The sequence below is a fragment of the Shimia sp. Alg240-R146 genome (assembly GCF_947331465.1).
GTDB lineage: Bacteria > Pseudomonadota > Alphaproteobacteria > Rhodobacterales > Rhodobacteraceae > Shimia.
In genome coordinates, this window is sequence record NZ_CAMZOK010000001.1 from 1,644,114 (window position 1) to 1,662,391 (window position 18,278).

Annotated in this window: 18 protein-coding genes; 4 read left to right on the forward strand and 14 right to left on the reverse strand. The window is 59.3% G+C overall.

Translation table 11 applies throughout. The annotated features are described in order from the left end of the window. Window positions 1-72: 72 nt before the first annotated feature. Entirely contained in the window at window positions 73-1,749 is a 1,677-nt protein-coding gene (locus PG871_RS07935) for a formate--tetrahydrofolate ligase (protein WP_270728070.1), read from the forward strand. Between the two features lie 143 nt (window positions 1,750-1,892). After that, complete coding sequence (folD, locus tag PG871_RS07940; protein WP_270728072.1) at window positions 1,893-2,795, forward strand: bifunctional methylenetetrahydrofolate dehydrogenase/methenyltetrahydrofolate cyclohydrolase FolD; 903 nt, start codon at window positions 1,893-1,895, stop codon at window positions 2,793-2,795. Window positions 2,796-2,861: 66 nt separating this feature from the next. Here the strand turns inward: folD and PG871_RS07945 are convergent, their stop codons facing one another. The 14 genes from PG871_RS07945 to PG871_RS08010 all read right to left on the reverse strand — a co-directional run bounded on the left by PG871_RS07945 (window position 2,862) and on the right by PG871_RS08010 (window position 16,347). Continuing rightward, window positions 2,862-3,290, reverse strand: coding sequence for a PaaI family thioesterase (locus PG871_RS07945; protein ID WP_270728074.1), 429 nt, complete (start codon window positions 3,288-3,290; stop codon window positions 2,862-2,864). A gap of 118 nt (window positions 3,291-3,408) precedes the next feature. Continuing rightward, the gene (gene pdeM / locus PG871_RS07950; RefSeq protein WP_270728075.1) at window positions 3,409-4,071 is read right to left on the reverse strand and encodes a ligase-associated DNA damage response endonuclease PdeM; all 663 of its coding nucleotides are present in this window, start codon (window positions 4,069-4,071) and stop codon (window positions 3,409-3,411) included. A 108-nt stretch (window positions 4,072-4,179) separates the two neighbouring features. Then, a complete protein-coding gene (locus PG871_RS07955; protein ID WP_270728078.1) occupies window positions 4,180-6,603 on the reverse strand; it encodes a ligase-associated DNA damage response DEXH box helicase in 2,424 nt (807 codons plus the stop codon). Further along, window positions 6,600-6,935, reverse strand: a complete 336-nt coding sequence (locus PG871_RS07960) for an ArsR/SmtB family transcription factor (RefSeq protein ID WP_270728080.1) — start codon at window positions 6,933-6,935, stop codon at window positions 6,600-6,602. Before PG871_RS07960 ends, PG871_RS07955 begins: the two co-directional genes overlap by 4 nt. Before the next feature lie 60 nt (window positions 6,936-6,995). Next, window positions 6,996-8,225 carry a mandelate racemase/muconate lactonizing enzyme family protein gene (locus PG871_RS07965; protein WP_270728083.1) on the reverse strand — a complete coding sequence of 410 codons (1,230 nt, stop codon included), beginning with the start codon at window positions 8,223-8,225 and terminating at the stop codon, window positions 6,996-6,998. 3 nt (window positions 8,226-8,228) lie between these two features. Then, on the reverse strand, window positions 8,229-8,597 hold the full coding sequence (locus tag PG871_RS07970) for a hypothetical protein (RefSeq protein ID WP_270728084.1): 369 nt from the start codon (window positions 8,595-8,597) through the stop codon (window positions 8,229-8,231). Window positions 8,598-8,620: 23 nt separating this feature from the next. Next, a complete protein-coding gene (locus PG871_RS07975; protein WP_270728085.1) occupies window positions 8,621-9,712 on the reverse strand; it encodes a Zn-dependent alcohol dehydrogenase in 1,092 nt (363 codons plus the stop codon). An 88-nt stretch (window positions 9,713-9,800) separates the two neighbouring features. Beyond that, on the reverse strand, window positions 9,801-11,003 hold the full coding sequence (locus PG871_RS07980; RefSeq protein ID WP_270728087.1) for a TCR/Tet family MFS transporter: 1,203 nt from the start codon (window positions 11,001-11,003) through the stop codon (window positions 9,801-9,803). Window positions 11,004-11,121: 118 nt separating this feature from the next. Beyond that, complete coding sequence (locus PG871_RS07985; protein ID WP_270728088.1) at window positions 11,122-11,832, reverse strand: alpha/beta fold hydrolase; 711 nt, start codon at window positions 11,830-11,832, stop codon at window positions 11,122-11,124. Beyond that, window positions 11,825-12,613, reverse strand: coding sequence for a 3-oxoadipate enol-lactonase (gene pcaD / locus PG871_RS07990; RefSeq protein ID WP_270728090.1), 789 nt, complete (start codon window positions 12,611-12,613; stop codon window positions 11,825-11,827). Before pcaD ends, PG871_RS07985 begins: the two co-directional genes overlap by 8 nt. After that, complete coding sequence (locus tag PG871_RS07995) at window positions 12,613-13,812, reverse strand: endonuclease/exonuclease/phosphatase family protein (protein WP_270728091.1); 1,200 nt, start codon at window positions 13,810-13,812, stop codon at window positions 12,613-12,615. Before PG871_RS07995 ends, pcaD begins: the two co-directional genes overlap by 1 nt. 29 nt (window positions 13,813-13,841) lie before the next feature. Beyond that, a complete protein-coding gene (locus tag PG871_RS08000; protein ID WP_270728093.1) occupies window positions 13,842-14,816 on the reverse strand; it encodes a threonine ammonia-lyase in 975 nt (324 codons plus the stop codon). Between the two features lie 12 nt (window positions 14,817-14,828). Then, entirely contained in the window at window positions 14,829-15,659 is an 831-nt protein-coding gene (locus PG871_RS08005) for an alpha/beta fold hydrolase (protein WP_270728095.1), read from the reverse strand. Between the two features lie 4 nt (window positions 15,660-15,663). Next, on the reverse strand, window positions 15,664-16,347 hold the full coding sequence (locus PG871_RS08010) for a haloacid dehalogenase type II (RefSeq protein ID WP_270728097.1): 684 nt from the start codon (window positions 16,345-16,347) through the stop codon (window positions 15,664-15,666). Window positions 16,348-16,486: 139 nt separating this feature from the next. Here PG871_RS08010 and PG871_RS08015 point away from each other — a divergent pair, with 139 nt between their 5' ends. Together PG871_RS08015 and PG871_RS08020 are read left to right on the forward strand one after the other, a co-directional pair. Further along, complete coding sequence (locus PG871_RS08015) at window positions 16,487-16,915, forward strand: FKBP-type peptidyl-prolyl cis-trans isomerase (protein WP_270728098.1); 429 nt, start codon at window positions 16,487-16,489, stop codon at window positions 16,913-16,915. A 97-nt stretch (window positions 16,916-17,012) separates the two neighbouring features. Then, window positions 17,013-18,083, forward strand: a complete 1,071-nt coding sequence (locus PG871_RS08020) for an NAD(P)H-dependent flavin oxidoreductase (protein WP_270728100.1) — start codon at window positions 17,013-17,015, stop codon at window positions 18,081-18,083. Window positions 18,084-18,278 lie beyond the last annotated feature (195 nt).

An 18,278-nucleotide genomic window follows, 5' to 3' on the forward strand; every position in this document is an offset into this window, starting at 1 on the left:
CATCTCGCCGTTGGAAATTGGGGCGCTACAAAAGATTGAGAGAGCGCCACCATTTTGTGACAGGGATCCGTCATGAGTTTCAAAACAGACATCGAAATCGCCCGCGAAGCCAAAAAACGCCCGATCCAAGAGATCGGCGCCAAACTTGGCATCAGTAGTGACGACCTGCTGCCTTATGGCCACGACAAGGCCAAGGTGAGCCAAGAGTTCATCAACTCGGTTCAGGGAAAAGAAAACGGCAAGCTGATCCTTGTCACCGCCATCAACCCAACGCCTGCGGGCGAGGGCAAGACCACCACAACCGTGGGTCTGGGCGATGGCCTGAACGCGATTGGCAAAAAGGCCGCGATTTGTATCCGCGAAGCTTCACTTGGGCCAAACTTTGGTATGAAGGGCGGCGCCGCTGGCGGTGGCTATGCGCAAGTTGTGCCGATGGAAGAGATGAACCTGCACTTTACAGGGGATTTTCACGCCATCACCAGCGCGCACAATTTGCTGAGCGCGATGATTGATAACCACATCTATTGGGGCAACGAGCTTGAGATCGACGAGCGTCGTGTCACGTGGCGACGTGTGCTGGATATGAACGACCGCGCGCTGCGCGATACCGTGACGTCGCTCGGCGGTGTGTCCAATGGCTTCCCGCGTCAAACCGGGTTTGACATCACGGTGGCGTCGGAAGTTATGGCGATCCTGTGTCTGGCAAACGATTTGCAGGACTTGCAGAAACGTCTGGGCGACATGATCGTGGCCTATCGCCGTGATCGCAGCCCGATCTATGCGCGTGATATCAAGGCAGATGGCGCGATGACCGTGTTGTTGCGCGATGCGATGCAGCCCAATCTGGTGCAGACCCTGGAAAACAACCCGGCGTTTGTGCATGGCGGTCCGTTTGCCAACATTGCGCATGGCTGTAACTCTGTGATTGCCACCACGACGGCGCTGAAAATTGCCGACTATGTCGTGACAGAAGCTGGTTTCGGGGCCGATCTGGGTGCCGAGAAGTTCATGAACATCAAATGCCGTAAAGCAGGCCTTGCGCCGGATGCGGTTGTGCTGGTCGCGACGATCCGCGCGATGAAAATGAACGGTGGTGTGGCCAAAGCGGATCTGGGTCCGGAAAATGTGGATGCGGTTAAGGAAGGCTGTGCCAACCTTGGGCGTCACATTGGCAACCTGAAACAGTTTGGTGTGCCAGTTGTGGTTGCGATCAACCACTTTGTCACCGACACAGACGCCGAAGTGCAGGCGGTGAAGGATTATGTAGAGAGCGAAGGATCTGAAGCGATCCTGTGTCAGCACTGGGCCAAAGGCTCGGAAGGCACCAAAGAACTGGCGACACGCATTGCCGAGATCGCGGACGCCGGTGTCAGCCAGTTTGCGCCTTTGTACAAAGACGAGATGAGCCTGTTTGAAAAAATCGAGCGGGTGGCAACGTCGATTTATCGCGCCGATGAAGTGCTCGCGGACAAGAAAATCCGTGATCAGCTAAAGACTTGGGAAGATGCCGGATATGGGCATCTGCCGGTCTGCATGGCGAAGACGCAGTATTCTTTCTCGACCGATCCAAATCTGCGTGGCGCCCCAACAGGGCATTCTGTGCCGGTGCGTGAAGTGCGGCTGAGTGCGGGGGCAGGCTTTGTCGTGGTGATCTGCGGAGAGATCATGACGATGCCGGGTCTGCCGCGCCATCCGGCTGCGGAAACCATTGGCATCAATGGCGAAGGACTGGTTGAAGGTCTGTTCTAAGAGCATGTACCGATGCCTGCAGTGCGCAGGCATCGGGTTTTTGCACTTAGGCGGTTTTTGAGGACACACAAGATGGGCACGGGGGTTGATTTCACCGGCCCGATCGCGGACACCCGCGATGAATTGACCAGCGAGGACATGACATGACGGCGACAATCATCGACGGAAAAGCCTTTGCGGCCACAGTGCGGGAAAAAGTTGCCGGCCACGTGGCGCGTCTGGAAGAAGAAAACGGCATCACACCCGGACTGGCGGTGGTTCTGGTAGGCGAAGATCCTGCGAGCCAGGTCTATGTGCGCTCAAAGGGCAAGCAGACCGTCGAAGTGGGCATGAACAGCTATGAGCACAAGCTGGAAATCGACACCGCCGAAGCGGACTTGCTGGCGCTGATTGATCAGCTCAACAATGATCCCGCAGTGCATGGCATTCTGGTGCAATTGCCGTTGCCGGGTCATCTGAACGAGGACTTGGTGATTAACGCGATTGATCCCGCCAAGGACGTGGATGGGTTTCACATTTCCAACGTTGGGCTGCTGGGCACGGGCCAGAAATCCATGGTGCCGTGTACGCCGCTTGGGTGCTTGATGATGTTGCGTGAACATCACGGGTCTCTGTCAGGTCTGGATGCCGTGGTGGTTGGCCGGTCAAACATTGTCGGCAAGCCAATGGCGCAGCTGCTGCTGGGTGACAGTTGCACCGTGACGATTGCGCATTCGCGCACCAAGGACCTGCCGGATGTGGTGCGGCGCGCTGACATCGTTGTCGCCGCTGTGGGCCGGCCTGAGATGGTGCCGGGGGACTGGATCAAAGAGGGTGCAACGGTGATCGACGTGGGCATTAACCGCATTGACGCGCCGGAACGTGGCGAGGGCAAAACCCGTCTTGTGGGTGACGTACACTTTGAAAGCGCGGCGGCCGTGGCGGGCGCGATCACACCTGTGCCGGGTGGCGTGGGGCCGATGACCATTGCATGTCTTCTGGCCAATACCGTGACGGCCTGCTGTCGTGCCAACGGGCTGGCTGAGCCGGAAGGCCTTACTGCATAAGTGGCAGATTTGTTAATGGGTTAAAGGGCGGTCCTGATGTGGCCGTCCTTTTGCTTTTACCGAGCACTACTTCGGCAGAACCGGCACCATGGTGCCTGTCATCAGCGCAACTTGCGTTCGTGTGTCGCCTGAGATGGCAAATACTTCGGCTTGTACAATGACCAGCCGGCGTCCCGGTTTGATGACTTTTCCAACGGCTTCAAGGTGGTCGCCTTGGGCTGGCGCCAAGAGGTGAATCTTCATCTCGCTGGTGAGAACTTCGGCTTCTAACGGCATGACGGACAAGGCAGAATAGCCCGCAGCGCTGTCGCCCAAACCAAAAGTCAGCGCCGCGTGAGCGAACCCGTGCTGCTGCTTGCATCCTTCAAGGATCGGAGCGCGGAGGGTGACAAGACCGGCCGCGATCTCGTCGATCTGAGCACCAAAGGTCGTCATCATCGACTGTTTCGCGAAGCTGTCGTGCAGTTTTTCCGAGATGTTTTCAGGAAGTGTCATAGGCGTCACCCGTGTCTTGCAGCGTGCTTAATCAGAGCCGCAAAGAAAGCACCGCGTCAATGGGGGCTGCAGCGCTGATTGGCTTTTTTGTTTTTGATTAGGACGTTGGCCCCAGAGGTTAACGTGGCATTGGGACCAAACGAGGTGTTTGCCCTGTGATGATTGCCGCAGCCTCGGGCCGCATCAGAGTATCGAGTACATCCTCTGAGCTGCGCAGGCCACCGGTGTAGGTGCCGTAGGCCGGCATGATCACGCGGTCGCTGTCAATCAGAAAGGCAGGTCGGGTGATGCTGCGCAGTCGCGTTTGCACACGAACTTTGGGGTGGTAATGCCCAGATATTTCGCCACTTTTTCCGGTTTCTGCAATGTGGCGAAACACCAGTGGAGGCAGGGGCAATTCCGCCAGATGGGTGCCGCCAAGATCCACGGGACCGGGATCATGGTTGCCTTCAATCCAGACCCAACGACGTCCAGCTTGTAGGCGGTTGATCCACAGGCGGTCAGCTTCGGGCAATGTGCGGGCTGCTTCGACGTCATCAAAGCTGTCGCCGAGGCAAATCACAGTCGCAGCGCCTGTTGTCGCGAGGTCGTTTTCCAGCCGTATCAGCGTGTCCCGGGTCTCGTACGGAGGTAAAGAAGGGCCGCCACGGCGCAGAATTCGTTCGGTTTTTCCCAAGTGCAAGTCAGAGACAACCAGCAGCCTTTGGTCCGCCCACCAAAGCGCGCCGGAGCCCAGTGCGGTGAGGCCTGCGCCCGCCAGAGAGAAGTCTAGACCGTTCATGGTACGTTCCTATCTCGTCGACCCGCATCAAGCAAGTTTCGGACTCAAATTCTTGCACAATTCTAACAAAATTTGATGAAAATATCTCGTTAGAAGCAATTGGTCAGGTTATTTCCCGATATTGAACAGGCCGCTGTCTTTCATTAGGGCTTCGGTCTCCTCCGCCAGCAGGCGTTCCTCGGCGCTGCCGCTTTGAACCGGGACTTTGCCGACTTCGAGGAAGAGCGGCGCGGAGAGTGGGGTTACATGTGTTGTACGGCTGTGGTCAATTCGGCCTTCGATGCGGGTCAGCATGTCCTCGATGCGGGCAAAATCCACCAGGCCACGGAGGGCCTCTTCACGCGTGACTTGCATCAAAAGGTGGTCAGGATCGTATTTCGACAATGTGTCGTAAAGAATGTCGGAGCTGAAGGTGGCTTGCCGTCCGGATTTACGGGTCCCCGGCGTGTTGCGCTCAATCAATCCGGCGATGGTGGCCGCGCCGCGAAAGGTACGTTTCATCAGCGCATTGCCAGCCAGCCAGCCATCAAGTCCGTCTCGCAAGGCATTGAGGTCAAATAGAGACTCGACGTCCGAGACTTGATCCAACCCCCAGATCAGGGTGGCGTAGTCAGTGGAGACAAACCCCATTGGCGCAAGGTCGCGGTCTTCCATGCGCTTGGTCAGCAGCAGTCCCAAGGTCTGTTGCGCGTTGCGGCCTGCAAAGCCGTAGACCACCATGTTTTCCCGCCCATCTTGGGGGAACGTTTCGACCAGCAAGCGACCGGGTTCCGGGAGACGGGACATGTCACGTTGCAAACGCAGCCAGTCTGCGGTGTGGGCAGGCAACTCGGGCCAATCGTCTTGTTGCAAATACCTGAGGGTGCGTTGGCTGAGCTGGGTGGAGGTTGAGAATTTAGTACCGGAAAACACAGCGATACGCGGCTTTCTTGCAGCGTTGCGTGAGACCTCGACCGTCATTTCGCGCAAGCCTTCGTAGCGTACGATCCGTCCGCCGATCAAAAAAGTGTCTCCGGGTGAAAGAGACGCGGCGAAGGCTTCTTCGACCTCACCCAAGGCTTTGCCGCCGCGATTGCGTTTGAGGCGGACTTTGAGAGTGTCGCTGTCTTGGATAGTGCCGGCGTTCATGCGGATGCGGGCGGCTGCGCGGGGATCACGCAGATGCCAGAGGCCGTCACGTTCCTGAAGGCGCTGCCAGCGGTCGTAGGCGCGAAATGCATAACCGCCCGTGGCGCAGAATTCGAGGCAGGCGTCAAATTCGGTGCGGGAGAGATCTGCAAAGGCGCCAGCGGAGGTCATTTCCGTGAAAAGGTCATCGGCCTTGAAAGGCGCTGAGGCGGCGGCGAGCAGGATGTGTTGACACAAAACATCTTGCGGACCGCGTCCGCGCGGATCGCCATCAAGATCATTCTCACGCACAGCTTGCAGCGCGGTGACGCATTCCACGACTTCCCAGCGGTTTGCGGGCACGAGAATCGCCTTTGAGGGCGCGTTGTAGCGGTGATTGGCGCGACCGATACGTTGCACAAGTCTTTTGACGTTTTTTGGCGCACCGACCTGGATCACAAGGTCAACATCGCCCCAATCGATCCCGAGGTCGAGACTGCCGGTGCAAACGATGGCACGCAGATCGCCGCGTACCATTGCGGCTTCGACCCGCTCGCGTTGGGTGCGGTCCAAACTGCCGTGGTGGATGCCGATGGGCAGACTTTCGTCATTGGCGAGCCACAAGTTGTGAAAGAAAATTTCCGCCTGCGCGCGGGTGTTGTGAAAAATGAGTGTCGTCTTGTGTCGTTTGACCTGTTCCAGCACGGCCGGGATCGCATAAGCCGCGCCGCCACCGGACCAAGGCGGGGCGTCTTCGGTCTGCAGCATCGCAATGTCGGGCGCAGGGCCGGGATCGGCGGTAACGATGGCGCAGGGATCGGGATGGCGGGCAAGCAGGCTGGCGATGTCGTCGGGGCGGTCAACGGTGGCCGAAAGGCCCACACGGCGCAATTCAGGGCAAAGAGTTTGCAGGCGGGCGAGAGCAAGGAAGAGCTGGTCACCACGTTTGGACTCGGCCAACGCATGAATTTCGTCGACGATCACCCGCTTGAGCCCAGCAAAAATCCGCGGTGCGTCCTCGTAAGACGTCAGCAGGGCGAGGCTTTCGGGAGTGGTCAGCAGGATGTGCGGCGGATCAGCGCGCTGACGTTTCTTGACGGTGTTCGACGTGTCGCCGGTGCGGTCCTCGATACGGATCGGCAGGCCAATGTCGTCCACCGGTGTACGCAAGTTGCGTTTGATGTCAGCGGCAAGCGCCTTGAGCGGGGAAACATAAAGTGTGTGCAGGCCCTCGTGGTTTCCGTCAGCCAACTCGGCCAGAGTGGGCAAGAAACCGGCCATAGTTTTGCCGCCGCCGGTGGGGGCAATCAGCAATGTGCAGGGGTCATGCGCGCGCGCGAGCATGTCGCGTTGATGGGGGTGAATGTCCCAGCCGCGCGCGGAGAACCAGCCTTCGATCTTGGCAGGCAGCTTGGGCGGTGTCACTTGGTTTGTGGGCCGCAAAAGAGATTATAAAGCAACGAGATAACCTGTGACGTGTTGTCGTCCGCAAGGGTGTAGTAGACCGTTTTGCCGTCGCGCCGCGTCGTGACAAGACCCTCGTCGCGCAGGCGGGCGAGCATCTGGCTGACTGCGGCTTGGCGCAAGTCCAAAATCTCTTCGAGTTCGCCAACGGATTTCTCACCTGAGCCAAGGTGGCACAAGATCATCAAACGGCCTTCGTGGGCCAGCGTTTTAAGGTACGCGGCCGCGGCTTCGGCGTTTTTCGCCATCTCGGACGGGGGTGGGGCGATTGGTTTTTGAAGGGTCTCGGTCATCACGTCTGCTCTCTTGCTTGGTAGAGATATAACACTGCTAAACGCGGTTTTCGAGACGTCTCAAGTTTTTGGTGGTGCGCCGCCCTCAAAACTATTGCCGTTGACGTAATCGCAGGGTGCGTCCTGCATCTGAAGGTGCAGGCCGGTGTCGGTGTAGGGATGCGCGCGGGCGAGGGCTTCGTCGACCTCAATACCGAGTCCTGGGGCTGTTGGCGGTGTCACAAAGCCGTCCTCGACTGTGATGGCAGACTGGATGAGGTCGTTGTGGAACGGCGTTTCGATGGTTTCAATCATCAAGAGGTTTGGAATCGAAGCGGCGAGATGGATGTTCGCAGCCCATTCAACCGGTCCGGCATAAAGATGCGGCGCCATTTGCGCGTTAAAGCATTCGGCAATCGCGGCGACTTTCTTCATTTCCCAGATGCCGCCAGCGCGTCCCAGAGCCGGTTGCAGGATTTCGGCGGCGCCGGCGCGAAGGACAGCCGCGAATTCGGCTTTTGTTGTCATGCGCTCACCCGTCGCGACGGGAATGCGCACGTTGCGTGCAACGCGCGCCATGTCGTCGATGTTGTCAGGCGGCGTAGGTTCTTCGAACCAAAGCGGAGAATAGGGTTCAAGCGCCTGACCCAAGCGGATGGCGCCTGCGGTGTTGAACTGACCGTGGGTGCCGAATAGGAGGTCGGCCTTATCACCGACCGCTTCGCGGATGGCTTTGCAAAAGGCGACGGACATGGTGATATCAGACATCGCAGGCATGTGGCCGCCACGCATGGTGTAAGGACCGGCGGGGTCGAATTTCACGGCTGTATACCCTTTGTCGACCATCGCGGCGGCTGTCTCGCCAGCCAGTTCCGGAGAGGTCCAGAAGTCTGAGACGTTATGGTGTTCAAGAGGATAGAGGTACGTGTAAGCGCGCAGACGTTCGTTCATCAAGCCGCCAAGCAGCGCATAGACGGGGCGGTCGCGGTCTTTGCCGACGGCGTCCCAGCAGGCGATTTCGAGACCGGAGAATGCGCCCATGACTGTCAGGTCTGGGCGTTGGGTGAAGCCGGATGAATAGGTGCGACGGAAGAGGCGTTCGACGTTTTCCGGGTTTTCACCGAGGAAGTAGCGCTCAAAAACGTCGCGGATCACATGGGTCATGGCGTCGGGGCCGACAGAAGACGCGTAGCATTCCCCCCAACCGACGATGCCTGTGTCGGTGGTCAGTTTGACCAAAATCCAGTACCGACCACCCCAGCCCGGGGCGGGCGGGGCGGTGACGATGACGTCGAGATCGGTGAGTTTCATGGATTAAGTCTCCTGCGCTTCGTCAAAGGCAATCAGTTCGCGGTCAATTTCGGCCACAACAGCCTCGGTGCCATAAAAGGTCATTTCGGGCGCGGCGGGCGCGTCCATAAAGGCTTCGATGTCGATGGTGGTCATGTCGCCGTCAAACGCGCCTTCGATGGTCCAGCGACGGGTTTCGTCAAGCGCTATGTCGGAAAGCTGATCCGCGATCATGCCTGCCGTGTTGATTGGCAGGCCAAAGCGCGGGTTGTTCATGAGGCGGGTTAGAAACGGCGCGACCTCGATTGCGCTAAAGGTCATGCCGGTTTCAGAAGTGATGGGCGGTGCCTTGGGATCTGTTGGCTTAAAAAGATCGGCCACGAATTTCAGCATTGGCACCGCTTTCTTTGTTTGGGTTAGTTGCGATCAAACAAGATCACGTTGCGTTTGGCGCTGCCGGTTTTGGTATCGGCAATGGCTTCGTTGATCTGATCCAGCGTCCAGCGACCGGAGATCAACTCATCGAGCTTTAGGCGGCCTTGTTTGTAAAGGTCGACCATCCAAGGGATATCGCGTTTGATCACAACGTCGCCCATTTTGGATCCCTGCATGCCTTGGCCGATGGCCGCGAGAACCACTGGTTCATAGGTGGATTTCGCACCGGAATGCGGCATGCCGACCATGATGACCTTGCCGCCCGGCGCGAGGTAGCGGGGGGCTTCGTCATATGCCGGAATTGCGCCGACGGTGACGATCACCGCATCAGCCCCACGGCCCATGGCGCGCATGGCTTTGACGAATGGTTTTTTTTCGGTGGCGAGAACGCCGTCCGTCGCCCCAAATTCCTTGGCGATTTCAAGCTTTTCCTCGCTCATGTCGACGGCGACGATGCGGCGCGCACCTGCGATGCGCGCACCTTGGATGGCGTTGAGGCCAACGCCGCCGGCGCCGATCACCACGACGTCCTGACCTGCGCGGATCTGGGCGGCGTTCACAACCGCGCCAACGCCGGTGATCACGCCACAGGCAATCAGGCTGGCAGCTTCTTTGGGGATGTCGTCGGAAATTTTCACCACTTGTGATTGGTCAACCACAACTTTTTCGGCAAAGGCACCGCAGGCCATAGCCTGATGCAGTTTACCGCCATCGGTAGTCGTCAGGGGGCCTTTGTCGCCGTCGTACGGCGTGGAGCAAATCACCGGTTTGCCCTCGGAGCAGGTCGGGCAGGCGCCACAGGCGCGGATCAAGGTCACGACAACGGCGTCGCCTTCGGCAAGACCGGTCACACCGCCACCAACACCGGAGATGCGGCCCGCTGCCTCGTGACCGTAGACCGCGGGCAGGCTACCCCCCCAGCCACCTTCGGCAAATGAGATGTCGGAATGGCATATCGCCACCGCATCAAGTGTGACTTCGATCTCGCCCATTTGGGGCGCGCGCAAAGTGACGTCTTCGACGACGAGTGGTTGGCCAAATTCGTGGCACACGGCGGCTTTGATGGTGGTCATATGAACCTCTTTTGTCCTGTCGGAACTCAGTTTGGATCACGTTAACGAACTGCGCGCGCCAATCCAGACACCAAGCGTCGTTTTTTTGCTATTTGCCGCCACGTGAGTTTTGAAACACCACGATTGAAAAAACCATCAGCAGGGCGGCGAGTATGAAAGGTGCGCCAGGCAGGTAGAGAATCGCGTGGTCAGAGGAGAAATAGGCAAAAGTTTGCGTCATGACCAAAGGTGCGAGGATATGCGCAAGCGAGGTGAGCGAAGAGGAGATGCCCTGTAGCTCGCCTTGGGAATCGTCAGGCACGCGGCGGGACATGATGCCTTGCAGTGCAGGCAGGCCGACGGTGGACAGCGCCGCAATCGGAATCCCGATAAAGAGCAGCAGGCCCGTATCGATAATGCCCAGATACACCAGCGCGACCACTTCCAGCGCGAGGCCGACAACCACCGTGCGGCGGTTCCCCATCCATTTCACGGTGGGGCCGATGAGCGTCGCCTGCACAATGGCGTAGCAGAGCCCGTAGGCGGTCAGCGAGAGGCCGATCATGCCTTCGCCCCAGCCGAAACGCTCGATGATGAAATAGGGCCAGATCGCCGGATAGACGGCGGCGGCGATCTGATAAAGGAAGAACACCACCAGAAGTTTGCTCATGGATGGCAGGCGGCCAAGCGCTTCTAGTGCGCCAAGGGGGTTGGCTCGGCGCCATTCAAAGGCGCGGCGGTTGGCCTCGGTCACTGTTTCTTTCAGCACAAACCAACCCAATAGCGCGTTGCCGCCCGCAAGTATGGCTGCGGCCCAGAACGGCGCACGGGTGCCAAACTGCGCCAGCAGACCGCCCAGAGCGGGGCCAAGTACAAAGCCGATGCCGATGCCTGCGCCGATGAGACCAAAGGCTTTGGCCTTGTCTTCTGGTTTTGAGATGTCGGCCATATAGGCGAGGGCGGTTGCGTAGGTGGCCGCCGTGATGCCAGCGATGATGCGCCCGACAACCAAGAGCCACATCGAGTTGGCCAGTGCCATGATGACGTAATCCGCCGACATAACGGCCAGTGAAACCAGCAGCACTTTGCGTCGCCCGTAGCGGTCGGAAAGGTTGCCCAGAAGCGGGCCGCAGAGGAACTGCATCACCGCGAACACTGTGGCGAGGATGCCACCCCAGATCGCGGCGTCTGCCAGATCGCCGCCCATGACCTCGCCAATAAGGTAGGGCATGACCGGAATGATCAATCCAATGCCCATCGCGTCGATGGTGACGGTGGCCAGAATGACCAGAATTGGCAGGCGGTTTGTCATCTCGGGTTCCGTGTCGCGTCTCGCGTCTGTTTGCGCGCGCTACAGGAATACATGGGTGGAAATGAAATAAATGGAAAGTGCGGAGAACCCTATTTTTTGAAAGATTTCAAAACGCGGCTTAGCGGGTGAGGATTTGATCCAGCTGCGCGGCAAGCCCTTTTGGGTCGGCCAGAAATGGCGAGTGGCTGGTGGGCATGTCTAAAACATCCTCGCGCGGCCAGCCCTCGGTCATGGTGCGTTGAAATTCCGGTGGGATCGTCTGGTCATCGGTGCAACGGATGTAGGATTTGGGTACCTGTGCGAAACCATTGCCCAGTGAAATCGGGGTCTCCTGCGGCAGGATTGGCTGCGGGCACAGGTGCGTATTTGCGAAATCTTCGGTGCCAGCCGGCGTGTCGTGATAAAACACGCGGCGGGTTTTGGCGGGATCAATGGTGTAGCTGAGGCCATCGTCTGATTTGATGACAGCATCCAAAATCGGTTGGCGCGGTGCGGCGCGGCGCATGTCGGCCAGCGAATACCCATCCCACGGCGCATAGGCACAGAGAAAGATCAGGCGGGAAATCTGGCCGGGCGCAAGGTCTGCCGCGCGCGAGATCGGAAAGCCGGCCCAGCTGTGACCAACAACAACGGTGTCTTTGCCGAGCGCGTCTGCGACGGCTTGGCCGCATGTATCGAGCGTGACGTCTGCGATTGGCGTCGGATCCGCGCCGTGGCTGGGAAGGTCGATAGCACGGGCGCTGTGGCCAAGATCGGCGAGCGCCGGGATCAGGTCGCGCCAGCACCATGCGCCGTGGCAGGAGCCGTGCACCAAAAGAATGTCAGACATGGGCGGTGTCCTTGAGGAAAGTGTTGATAAGTGTGGCATAGGCCTCGGGCTTTTCGGCGCAGGGCAGGTGGCCCGTGCGGCGCATCAATTCCATGTGTGCGCCCGGGATCAGCGCGACGGTTTCGCGCACCAGATCGGGCGGCGTGGCGCCGTCCTCGGATCCGGCGATGCCCAGTGTGGACAGGCGCAGGCCGGAGGTAGGCGTGTAGAAATCAGTGCCTTTGATCGCGGCACAACAGCCCATGTAGCCCTCGGGCGGGGTGTTTTCGAACATGGCTTTCCAATGGGCCAATTCAGGGCGGATCAGGAAATCACGGCTGAACCAGCGCTGCATTGTAGCGTCTGACAAGGCAGTGAGGCCGTCTTTGCGCACCTGTTCGATGCGGTCGTCCCAGAGTTTGGGGGATCCGATTTTGGCGGCTGTGTTGGACAGCACCATGGCGCGCACCTGATCGAGGCGTTTGACGGCCAAACCCTGCGCAACCATGCCACCAATCGACAGACCGACGACCATGGCGTCCTTGATTTTGAGATGGTCCAGCAAGGCCTCCGCATCTTTGACAAGCGTCCCCATGGAATAGGGTGCGGGAGGCACGTCGGTCTGGCCGTGGCCGCGCATGTCATAGCGGATGATCCGCAGGCCGTTTGTCAGGTGCGGCAGGATCGGGTCCCACAAGCCCATTGTGGTGCCGAGCGAATTGACAAAAAGGACTGGCGCACCGGAAGGGTCGCCGTCTTCGCGGTAGTGCACGGAAATCCCGTTGAGATTGGCGAGGGGCATCAGGCGTCCTTTAGGCGGATATGGGCCATGATCTGTCCGTGATCAGAGGCAAGTTTGTTATAGGGCGCTTCGGCGTGGCTTCCGTCGGTGAGGTGGTCGTTGAGGACCGAGAAATATTCCATCTCACCAATGGCTTGCAGGCTGTCGGGCTGGAAGTGGCGTGACAGATAGATCTGGTCGATGCTTTCGTAGACGCCGCCGAAGGCCGTTGTGTAGACCATGTCACGCATGGATTTGCGCACAAACAGCGATTCCGCCGAGGTCAGACGGACCTTGTTGACCGCGTCCTGAATGATGTCGTTTTCTTCGCGGCTATACCTGTCGGCGCCGTGTTTGGCATCATGGCGCAGCATCCACGAATAGTTGCGGAACGGCACCTCGCCGGAAATGATTTCGGAGCTGACCGCGTGTTCGCCGTCGTTGAAGTCGCCCATGACCATGACGGGGTGGCCTGCCTCCAACTCTTCTACGATGGCGCGGCGCAGCACCCATGCCTCGGCCATGCGGCGCAAAGCGGCGCGCATTGCGCCCATTGCGCGACCAACAGGGTCGTAGTTGGTGAGGTCTGCCTCGGGTGCGTGGTCTGCACCATCGGGGCGCGGGAATTCACCAAGTTTGGATTTCAGATGGCAGTTGAAAACGGTGATCGTGGTCGTGTCGCTGACTGGAATGCGCGCCTTGAGGATCGGGCGAGAGAGGCGGGACACGCGATAATGGCCGCCGTCTTCGCCAGTGAGTTCGCGGAACGGGATGTCCAGAGGCTCTGGCAGGTTCTGGATGATCTCGGGTGTGCCGGCAAACCCAAAGCGCGAAAGGATCGCGACGCCGGGGCGGCGGTTGCCGGGGGTGCCGGTGTCATTGGTGTTGGGAGCCACAAAAAGGCCGCCGGTGCCATATGGCGTGTAGCCGAGTTTGCGAAAGATCGCTTTGCGATGGTAACGCTTTGATGTGTCAGGGATCACGGCGTCGTTTGACGCCTCGCCAATGCGGTCAGCTTCGGCAATCACATCGCGCAGGGCGCCTTCTTCGAAGATTTCCTGAAAGCCAACGATGTCGGCGTCCATCGAGAACAGTTGGCTTGCGGTCCAGTCTTCCTTCCAAGCGTATTCCTCGGGCGTGTAGGATTGGAAGGTGTAGTATTCCTGATCTGGCCCGATGAGGTTTTTGACGTTGAAAGAGGCGATTGTGAAACGGGTCATGTCACTGTCCTATTGGAGCTGTCGTGAAGTCAGTCAAAGCGGGTGATGGCATTGGCAAAAACGTCGGCATCGACGTTGCCGCCAGTACAGACAGCGACAACTGCGTCGCCTTCGATCTGATCGCCGTGAAAGAGCGCGGCGGCGAGGGCCACGGCACCACCCGGTTCGATCACGATTTTGAGGCGCTTGAAGGCAAGGGCCATCGCCCGCAATGCATCGTCTTCGCTGACCACCATGCCGGGGCCGCAGAGGCGCGACAGGATCGGGAAGGTTATGTCGCCCGGTTTCGGCGTGATGATGGCATCGCAGAGAGATCCGGATTGCGTCAAGTTGGACTGGATTGTGCCAGACGCGAGTGAGCGGGCGACGTCGTCAAAGCCTTCAGGCTCAACCGGACGGGCCCGCATGGCGGGGGCTTCGGCCTCTAGCGCCAGCGCGATGCCGGATGTCAGTCCGCCACCGCCGCAACAGGCCAGAACGTCGCCGGATGTCACGCCCAACTCGGCGGTTTGTTCCGCGATCTCAAGACCGGTGGTGCCTTGACCGGCGATCACCTGCGGCTCGTCATAGGGACGGATCAATGTCAGGTTGCGGTCTTCTGCGATTTTGCCACCGACCGCTTCGCGGTTTTCGCCGCCCGCGCGATCATATAGCAGCACCTCGGCGCCCAAAGCGCGGGTGTTGTCGATTTTCAATTTGGGTGCGTCCTGCGGCATCACGATCACCGCCGGAGCGCCGTGCTGTGCTGCTGCCAAGGCCACGCCTTGGGCATGGTTGCCCGATGAATAGGCGATGACGCCGCGTTTGCGGGTTGCTTCGTCAAGAGCGGACACTGCCGACCAGCCTCCGCGGAATTTAAAGGATCCGGTGTGCTGCAAGCATTCAGGTTTGATCAACACACGGCGGCCAGCAATGTCGTCCAGAAACGGAGAAGTTAGCATTGGCGTGCGGCGGGCGTGGCCCATGAGGCGGTCAGCGGCGGCGCGGATCATGTCGATATTCATGAGCGTTTCCAATCAAGTGAGCTGTTGGGTCCAATCGTTTAGAACTTTGACGGCCTCTGGTTCATCCAGAAAAGGGACATGGCCGCGATTGGCGATTTCGACGGCCAGCATAGGTTGACGCTTTTGCATTTCTGCAAAGGTTTCTTGAGAAAGGATATCGGAGTTGGCCCCACGGATCACCGCGAGCGGCAGGCCCTTGAGGGCATCCAGCAGCGGCCAAAGATCCGGCTGGGGACCACGGGGATCGAATTGGGACAGCACTGCGTTGCGCAATTTGGGGTCGTAATTGATCGTCAGCCCGTCAGGCGTTTGGATGAAGTGTTTCTCAACCTCTTCGCGCCAGCGGCTGGCAGGCACACCATCAAATCCGGGCACCCGCTCTGCAAAGGCGGCGGCGGCCGCGTCATGGGTTTTCCAGATCGGATTTCGGCCGATAAACACCAGAATGATTTCCAGCCCGCTGGTTTCGATTTTTGGCCCCACGTCGTTAAAACAAACTCCGGTAAGTCGGTCGCGCGCGGTGTCGGCCAAGTGAAGGGCAAGCAGTCCGCCGCGTGAGGTGCCAAGGATGGCGGCCTTTTCAAGTTCGAGATGGTCGAGAAGTTCGAGCGCGTCTTGTGCTTCGCGGTCGATGGAGTAGGTCGTGAAATCCTCCGCCCATTCCGATTTGCCGCGCCCACGATAGTCCATCCGGATCACGCGCGCATCGCGAAGGGCGGGCAGGGCGTAGTCGAAATCCGTGCTGTTGCGGGTCAGGCCGGCAAGGCAGAGCACCGCAGGACCATTGCCACCGGTGTCGTCATAGTAAATCGAAAGGCCGTCGGAAGTTGTGAATGTGGGCATGGGTTCACTTTGCGTGGTCGGGAATAGACGTCAGGTCGGACAGCACAACTGCGGGTGTCCAAGGCATGCGGTCCACCGGTTCGTTGGCGCGGTTGACCCAAGCGGTTTTAAAGCCATAGCCGGTCGCACAGGCGGCGTCCCATCCGTTTGACGACACAAAAAGCACTTCGTCGCGGGCACAGCCAAAGCGTTTGGTGACAAGTTCGTAAACCACATCGGCAGGTTTGAAGATGCCAACGCTTTCGACGCTTAGCACATCATCCAGAAATTCCTGCACGCCCGCGCTTTGAACGGCGCCATTGAGCATGTCGGGCGAGCCATTGGACAGAATCGCGGTGTTCATGCCGCGGGCTTTGAGATCGGCCAGCATTTGCGGCACCTCAGGATAGGCTGTCAGTTCCCAGTAAAGCGCGAGAAGGCGTTCGCGCAGCTCGACGTCCCCATCCAGGCCCGAGGCCTCGAGGGCCCAGTCCAGACCGTTTTGCGTGACCTCCCAAAAATCGGTGTGCGCATTGGCGACCGCGCGGAGCCACGTGTATTGCAGCTGTTTCAGACGCCAGTCATTGGCAACTTTGGTCCAGTGTTTGGCAAAGGCGTCGCGCCCCGGCTCTGACGCGGCTTCGCGTGCGGCGGCGGCGACGTCAAAGAGTGTGCCGTAGGCATCGAAAATGCAGGTGGTGATGGCCATGTGATCCTCCCAGTTGGGTGCAGAGTGGCAGGTTTCAGGTGGGTCGAAAAGGGTCGTTTGCCATTTGGCAGCTACGACTTTAGGGTGCGGCCTTTATGAGCCCCGGATGGGGTGGGTATATTCAGAGATGGGACAGGCCATGACAGCCGCAAAATCGGGCGACACGGTTCGCATTCACTACACAGGCACCCTGAGCGACGGGTCGGTTTTTGACAGCTCCGAAGGGCGCGATCCGCTTGAGTTTACACTGGGCTCGGGTCAGGTGATCCCCGGGTTTGACAATGCTGTGGACGGCATGAGCGTCGGCGACAAAAAGGTTGCTGAGATTCCGGCGGATCAAGCATACGGTCCACGTCAGGACGACGCCATGCAGGACGTGCCGCGCGAACAGATCCCAGCCGAAATTCCGCTTGAAGTTGGTTTGCAGCTGCAGATGCAGGCGCCCACGGGTCAGGTTGTGCCGGTCACTGTGGTTGAGATCACGGACGAGACTGTCAAGCTGGATGCAAACCACATGCTGGCTGGCAAGGATCTGACGTTTGCGATTGAGCTGGTGTCGATCAACTGATCTGAGTGCACAGCCGAGTTTGAAAGCCCGCCCGTAGTTTGGCGGGCTTTTTCTTTGCGCGCGCGGCCGTTAGCCTTACTGCAAAGGGAGGCGTACGATGGACATTGTGACACGGCTCGGCCTGAAGTGGCCAATTTTTCAAGCACCTATGGCGGGGGTATCAACGCCCGAGATGGCAGCGGCGGTAAGCAACGCCGGTGGATTGGGCGCGCTGGGCCTTGGCGCTGCGGGCGTCGCCGGTGCGCGCGACATGCTACGGGCAACCCGTGCGCTGACAGACAAGCCTGTGAATGCCAATGTGTTTTGTCATGCGCCCGCGACGCGGGATGCCGCCAAAGAAGCCGCGTGGATCGACGCGCTGCGCCCTACATTTGCGCAATTTGGTGCAGAGCCGCCTGATGAATTGGACGAAATCTATCGCTCTTTTGTGCAGGATCGCGCGATGATGGATATGCTTGTCCAAGAGCGTCCGGGAGTGGTGAGTTTGCATTTTGGATTGCCGGATGCGGGTTGGATCACGGAGCTGCAATCCGCAGGCAACTTGGTATTTGCCAGCGCCACATCTGTGGCGGAGGGCAGGGCCTGCGTTGCGGCGGGTGTTGACGCGGTTGTGGCGCAGGGGATCGAAGCGGGCGGGCATCGCGGAATGTTTGACCCGGCTGCCGCGGATGCGCAGTTGTCGACGCTGGCCTTGGTGGCAGACTTGCAAGCCGCGCTGGACGTGCCGGTGGTCGCAACCGGCGGGCTGATGGACGGCAAGGATGTGGAACGGGCTTTGGCATCAGGGGCGGTGGCGGCTCAGCTGGGAACAGCGTTCATTGATGCGGATGAGACAGCGGCGGATGAGGCATACAGAGACGCTTTGCGTGCACCTGCCGACCAGCCAACCGTCATGACCCGCGCGATTTCTGGTCGCGCCGCTCGGTGTTTGAGCAATCGTTTTGTTGCTCTGGGCGCGGCGTTGGGCCCGGAAAATGCGCCGGAATATCCGGTGGCGTATGACGTGGGCAAAGCCCTAAATGCGGCGGCCAAGGCCGTGGGTGAAACCGGGTATGGTGCGCAATGGGCTGGCATCGGTGCGACACGGGCTCGTACGGGGTCGGCCGGCCAAATTCTGAAAAAGATCGGAGCGGAGTTCGACGCGGCACAATCTGGTGGAGCGCCCTGACGGGCGCCCATGTTTTGCACTGCGTGCGGGTATGGGTATTTCGGCCAGAAAGAAGACGGGGCCGTCTGAATCTTAATGGCCGAAAATATCCCGGGGTAGGACCAGCTTTGCTGGGCCAGGGGCAGCGCCCCCTTTGCCGCGCAAAGCGCGGCTTGGCCCAACCGGCGTGGCCGGGCAGCGGCGCACCGAAACTGG